Consider the following 5,688-nt stretch of genomic DNA (forward strand, 5'->3'; position numbering starts at 1 on the left):
CGCAGAATCCAACTCCGGCCCCACCTTGTCGACGGCTGCCTCACCGCCACCGGTCTGGCCATCAACCCACCGACCCCACCCTGAAATCTTCAGTAACCGGGTCGGCGGGGGCCCACAGGCCCCGCCGACGTCCCCCGCCGGAGTGAATCCGGCCCTCGCGTACGCGTACGTGGCTTGTGCGGTGCGCCCCCAACTGCCGGTAAAACCCGGGTACTTGATGACTTTCCCGGCATGTCGCCATCTTTCGGGCACGGCTCGGTGGTCGGGTCGGTCGATGTGTGATTGGGGTGCGTTTCATGGCGCGTTCGGTGCGTGAGAAGTGCGACGAGTACGCGCCGTCGGACGAGACCTCTGGGCGACACGGAGGCTTCGGGGCATTCCTCCCCGTATTGGGCATGGCCGTGTGCTAGGGATAGTAAGCCAAGATGCCCGAAATAGGAGGTATTTGTATATGTATGCAACTCTTCTCCGCGTGACAACCGCGCTGGGTGCCGCGGCGGTGCTGGCTGTCTGCGGCGCCGGCGCGGCCAGCGCCGACGACACGGGGCCGGGCCATTCCGTGGGCAGCTCGGGCGTCGAAAACTCGGGCCTCGGCAACGCGGGCGCACTCAACGACGGCGTCGGCAACGCGGGCGTCGCCAACCGGGGTCTGGGCAACGCGGGCGTCGCCAACTGGGGTCTGGGCAACGCGGGCCTTGGCAACACGGGCATCGGCAGCCACGGCATCGGAAACTCCGGCATCGGTAGCTCCGGCATCGGCAACTGAGGCGGCTCACGGCCCCGCACCACCGAGTCGCACGACGCGCCCGGCTGACGTCGGGCCGGTCCACCCGGGCCGCCCGTTCCATGAGCGGCAGGCCCGGGTGTCTGGCGCAGAGCAGCCGGCCCGCGAGGACAGCGGACCGCGCGAGAAGAATCGGCTTCACCTGGTTGCACGAGCGCCTGGAGGCCACCGCCCCCGGCGGCCCGCTGGCCGCCGCCCGCGGGCCTGGCTGCATTGGGGGTCGCCGGAGGCACGGCTTCAACGCCGTCTCGCTGCCCCTGTGGCTCGCTGCCTTCCGTTCTCGTGAACATCGACATCCCGCCTCGGCGGGTGCCTCCCAAAGCCATGAAGAACGGGCTTCGCTACCCGTGAATCGGGTGCCTCCGGGGAGGTGCGGGCAACGTAACGGCCCTGTGCCGTCCGCCTGCTGCCGTCACCGGTCCCGCACGGCGCCCCCGTGCGGGAGTGGGTTCGGCCCCGCTCGCACGCCCTGTCGCCGTGCGGCGACAGGCAGTAGTGCCGTGCGTCCCCGTCGGTGCGCAGGAGTTCGCCGCACTGCGCCGCGTCGAGCAAGAGGCTGCTCAAGAAGTCCGGCGCCCGGCGCTGCGGGCGCTGACGTCGAGCCTGCTCTACAGTCCGGCACGCCTGCCAGGCCTTCGGGAGTTCGCCCTGCGTACCGGAGCCGTACCCGCCTGAGCCACCCGAAGCCCTCCCAGCGCCCGGGCACCGGCGCCGCACCGGCCCTGCGGGGGCTTGACCGCAGCCCTGCGGGGTCGTGACTGCGGCCCCGCCACGTCCCGCATATCCCGTTGGAGGACGGGGCGGGGGTGCTGGTAGCGTCCGTCTGCTGATCGCCAGTCGGCGACACAGCGGTTTACAAGGGGGAAACAATGGCAACTCGTCGTGCCCTGCTGGCCTGTGCCGCAGCGCTGGCCGCCGGGAGTCTCGTACTGGGCGGCACCACGGCCGCGCACGCGGACAGCGGAGTCACCGGCATCACGGTCCAGGAAGCTCACAACGACTGGACCAACAACGGCAAGATCGTCCTGTCCTTGACCGCGCCGAGCGCCGTCAAGAACGTCAAGGTCAGCCTGTACTCGATGGAAACCCAGCAGACCGTGGCCACGGTGGGGAACTTCGATCTGACCTCCGGCACCGCCGAGAACGGTACGTGGAAGAACCGCGGGCGCATCCAGTTGCCGGACCTGGGCAGCTACCGCATCGACGTATCGGCCTCCGACGAGGGCGGCGACACGCTTTCCGCCGCCGGCGTGGGCTATTTCTACTACGCCGTGCAGACGAACATGAAGGACACGAAGGTCGACCGCACCACGGTCGACTACCAGCACCGCAGCGTCACCATCAGCGGTCACCTGATGGGCCAGTGGCCGGGTTCCGGGGCCATCACCCCGATGGGCGGCCTGACCGTGGCGGTCAACTCGTACATGGAGTACGCGGAGGTGACGACCGCGGCGGACGGCAGCTTCTCCGCCACGCTCCCGGTCACCGACCAATACCAGAACCGCATCGAGGCGGCCTTCCAGTACGACCCGAACCACGTCTTCTACAACCAGTCCTCCTCGAAGACCTTCCCGATCACGGTGAAGAAGACCGCCACCAAGATCGTCGAGACCCCGAGCGAGCGGAAGGTCCCGTTCAAGGGCACGGTGAACTCGACCAGCGCCACCCTGCTCTGGAACTCGCCCACCGGCTGGCAGCCGCTGGCCGGCAAGACGATGGGCTCCAACTCCTTCGGCGACTTCGTCCAGCGCACCACGGACGCCGGCGGCAACGCGCTCTTCCCGGCGACCCAGCCGCTCTGGAGTAACTCCTCGATCGCGGTCGGCTGGCACAGCGACGACCTGTTCCTGGCCGACGCCCAGGCGAGCGTCGACGTCATGGTCGTGCAGCCCGCCGCGTTCCGGTCCCTCACCGCGACCCGCTCCGATGCCGCGACCGTGGAGGTCGGCGGCAGCGTGGGGTTCGAAGGCAACTCGACGCCGGGCACGATCCCCGTGAACATCCAGTACTCCGCCACCGGCAAGGGCGGCTGGACCACCGTTGCCACCGTGCCGGACGCCAGGTGGAACGGTGAGGGCTACGCCTTCTCCACCACCGCCCCGCAGGCAGGGGCGGGTTACTGGCGTGCGACCTACACCGGCGCGCCGCAGTTCGAGAACGCCGTGAGCCAGGTCGTCTACGTCGCCGCTCCCTGACAGGCCCGCGGCTTCGGCGAGTTGTTCCTGGGTCGCTGCGGGGGCAGGTGCGTGAGCGGCCCCAGAATGCCAGGGGGCATCCCCGCGTGCGCGGGGAGCAGCGCCGGATTGAAGATGGGTCGTGGACTCGGGGCTGGCTCGCTGGGGCGCGGCGAAGGCGGACCCGAAGTGCCCTGAGCCCTGCGGCTGGCAGCGCCGCGAGGCCGCCAGCCCGACGCCAGGTCGGAGCGGCCCCCGGAGTCGAAGTCCGCGGCCGGCCCCGGCCACCCCTGGACAGGCATGCGGTTCTCCTCCGCCTGGGGCAGCACAACGCCACTGGAGGCGACCTTGGTGAGGCCCGACCTCGTCGCCGAGATCAGCGCGGACACCGCCATCGACCGGGGCGGCGTACACCGCCACCCGCTGCGCTTCACACGACTGCGCTGCGACCTCTCGGCTGCGGACTTGGCCCTTTTCGGTGAAGGCCCCACTGCCGCTGCCGGGTAAGCCGTCTGCAGCAGAGGTTCGCCGAAACCGGTCAGGTTCGAACCGGCTTTCACCCGTCCGGGGGAAGGACGCTGGGGAGGCCGGCCGGACCGCCCGGCGTCAGTGCGCGAAGAGCCCGGTGAGGCGGCCGTCGACGACCGTCGCGCGAGTGGCCGCGGCATCGTCGGCGAGATCGCACAGCCGGGTCGGCGTGAGTCCGGCCAGGGCCCGGAAGTCACGGCTGAGGTGGGCCTGGTCGTAGTAGCCGGACTCGGCGGCGAGCGCGGCCAGCGACCGGGCTGGGCCCGGGCTGCCGGGGCCGAGGCCGCCCGGGTGCCCGTACGAGCGGCCGGCCGCCAGGGTCAGCGCACGCTGGAAGCGCAGCACCCGGCCCACGGTCTGCGGCGGCAGGCCGATCTGCTCGCGGAACAGAGCCTGGAGCCGGCGGCCGCCGCGGCCGGTCTGCTGCGCGAGCTGGCGCAGCGTCAGTCCGCCGTGCCGGGCGAGCAGCGTGTCCCACGCCTCGGTCACCACGGGGGACGGCGTCGGCCCCTCCGCCATCCGCTGGCCCAGCTCCGTGTCGAGCAGCGCCCAGCGGCCGTCCCAGTCCGGCGCCTCGGCCAGCCGCTCGGTGAGCCGCCGCGTCCAGTCGTCGCCGAGCACGTCCTCGGCGTGGACCCGTACGCCCGCCAGTTCGGCCAGCGGGATCCCCAGGCAGGCGTACGCCCCGAGCGGCGTGAGGTCCACCTCGATCGCCTGCCCGGAGCCCCGGTAGCCGCCCAGCACGGGCGAGGTGTGCAGGCCCGCGACCACGGAGCGCGAGGTCCGCAGCGGGGGACCACCCCGCGTCGCGAACGTGCACAAGGGCTCGCCCCAGCCCAGGACCAGGGTGACCGTGGCGGCGGGCAGCGTCAGCCTGGGCGGGCTTCCCGGCGGCGTCCGGTATCCGCAGTACTTCACCACCTGGCCCCGTAACCAGTCCGGTGCGGCACGCTCGGCCCTGTCCGGTGTCACTCGGTCCCCCCACCCTCTGCCGGCTGCCGGCCCGTCGAACGCGGTGCGCGTTCGTACAAGACGGGTGTCCGGCCCGCCCGGCAGTCTGGTGGCGAAGCGCGCGGCCGGTGAAGGCGAGGACCGGACAGAACGGGGCGGAGCGGGGACCGCGGCTGGTTTCCGGCCGTCCCGCGGGCCCCACGCAGGCCACGCCGCACGCCGCACGCCGTGCACCTCGTACGCCGTGCACCTCGAAGCCGTACGTGTACCTCGACCCGTACCTCGTACTCCGATCCGACAGGAGACCAGGCATGACATCCAAGGCCTTACGCCGGGCGGCCGCAGCCGCCGCCGGAACCCTGATGCTGTCCGGACTCGCGGCCGCTCCGGCGGTCGCGGCCCCGGCCGCCCCGCTGGCGTGTGCCCAGCTCACGGGGCAGAGCTATGGCACGGCCTACATCAAGAACACCTGTAGCTACGCCATCAGCGCCTCCGTGCAGATCAACTGGACGGGAGACCCCGGCTGCATCTGGATCAACCCGGGCCGGACCGGAACGATCCACTGGGACGGCGCGGACGGACGCGCCAACTACGCTTACCAGTGCTGATGGGGGACCGGTAAGCGACGGGTGTACGGCGGGGCCGCCGGCCCGCCCGTACACCCGGCTCCCACCGACTGGATGGAGCAGTACCGCACCATCACCGCCACCCAAGGAGGACGCAGCCATCGTCATCGGGACCCGTTGAGCTGCAGGGCCAGATGCCGTGGTCGATGAAGTGCTCCACGGCCTCGCAGGCGACGGGGAACGGGACAGTCTCCCTGTCGCAGCAGGTATCGATCTGCCCGTTGGACAGCAGATATCCGCCAGAGACGCCTTCGCCGAGCGGATCGACCAGGTGCTCCCCGGTATCGCCGCCTGCGCCATCCACCAGAGCAACCCTCGCGCGCTCACCGTTGGTAACCACAGACAGGAGGCGACCCTGGTTGTCCTCAAACCACGTTTCGTGGCGAGCCCAGTCCAGCCTGTGTATGAGCAACGACCGGGCTTCCGCGCCGGAGTAGCCGTCAGAGGTACAGCCCTGCAGACGCCAGCGATGGGGGGCCTTGACCCCGGATTTTGAACACATCTATGCGGCTTGGGTCAGGGTAGTTGCTGCTGGTTGGAGGTCGTTCTCGTAGGCGATCGGAGTTCGCTGGCCGAGGCGGGAGTGCCGGCGGCGGGTGTTGTATCGGGTCAGCCAGCGGAAGGC

At 70.7% G+C, this 5,688-nt stretch carries 6 protein-coding genes; 4 read left to right on the top strand and 2 right to left on the bottom strand.

From position 1 onward, the window contains the following. Window positions 1-472 precede the first annotated feature (472 nt). The 3 genes from IF09_RS0139395 (at window position 473) to IF09_RS0139405 (ending at window position 3,465) form a co-directional block, all read left to right on the top strand. Window positions 473-766, top strand: a complete 294-nt coding sequence (locus IF09_RS0139395; protein ID WP_234321347.1) for a hypothetical protein — start codon at window positions 473-475, stop codon at window positions 764-766. A gap of 887 nt (window positions 767-1,653) precedes the next feature. Next, window positions 1,654-2,979, top strand: coding sequence for a hypothetical protein (locus IF09_RS42295; protein WP_051833675.1), 1,326 nt, complete (start codon window positions 1,654-1,656; stop codon window positions 2,977-2,979). Between the two features lie 327 nt (window positions 2,980-3,306). After that, a complete protein-coding gene (locus tag IF09_RS0139405; RefSeq protein WP_158710211.1) occupies window positions 3,307-3,465 on the top strand; it encodes a hypothetical protein in 159 nt (52 codons plus the stop codon). Between the two features lie 99 nt (window positions 3,466-3,564). Here IF09_RS0139405 and IF09_RS41445 read toward each other — a convergent pair whose 3' ends face one another. Then, window positions 3,565-4,458: a helix-turn-helix domain-containing protein gene (locus IF09_RS41445; RefSeq protein WP_063607485.1), complete on the bottom strand. Its 894-nt coding sequence runs from the start codon at window positions 4,456-4,458 to the stop codon at window positions 3,565-3,567. 290 nt (window positions 4,459-4,748) lie between these two features. Between IF09_RS41445 and IF09_RS0139415 the strand changes: the two genes are divergently transcribed. Beyond that, window positions 4,749-5,045 (top strand): hypothetical protein, encoded by a 297-nt coding sequence (locus tag IF09_RS0139415; RefSeq protein WP_030304355.1) that lies wholly within the window; start codon window positions 4,749-4,751, stop codon window positions 5,043-5,045. A 91-nt stretch (window positions 5,046-5,136) separates the two neighbouring features. Here IF09_RS0139415 and IF09_RS42300 read toward each other — a convergent pair whose 3' ends face one another. Beyond that, window positions 5,137-5,403: a hypothetical protein gene (locus IF09_RS42300; RefSeq protein WP_158710212.1), complete on the bottom strand. Its 267-nt coding sequence runs from the start codon at window positions 5,401-5,403 to the stop codon at window positions 5,137-5,139. Between the last annotated feature and the right edge of the window lie 285 nt (window positions 5,404-5,688).

This window comes from Streptomyces katrae (assembly GCF_000717655.1).
GTDB lineage: Bacteria > Actinomycetota > Actinomycetes > Streptomycetales > Streptomycetaceae > Streptomyces > Streptomyces katrae_B.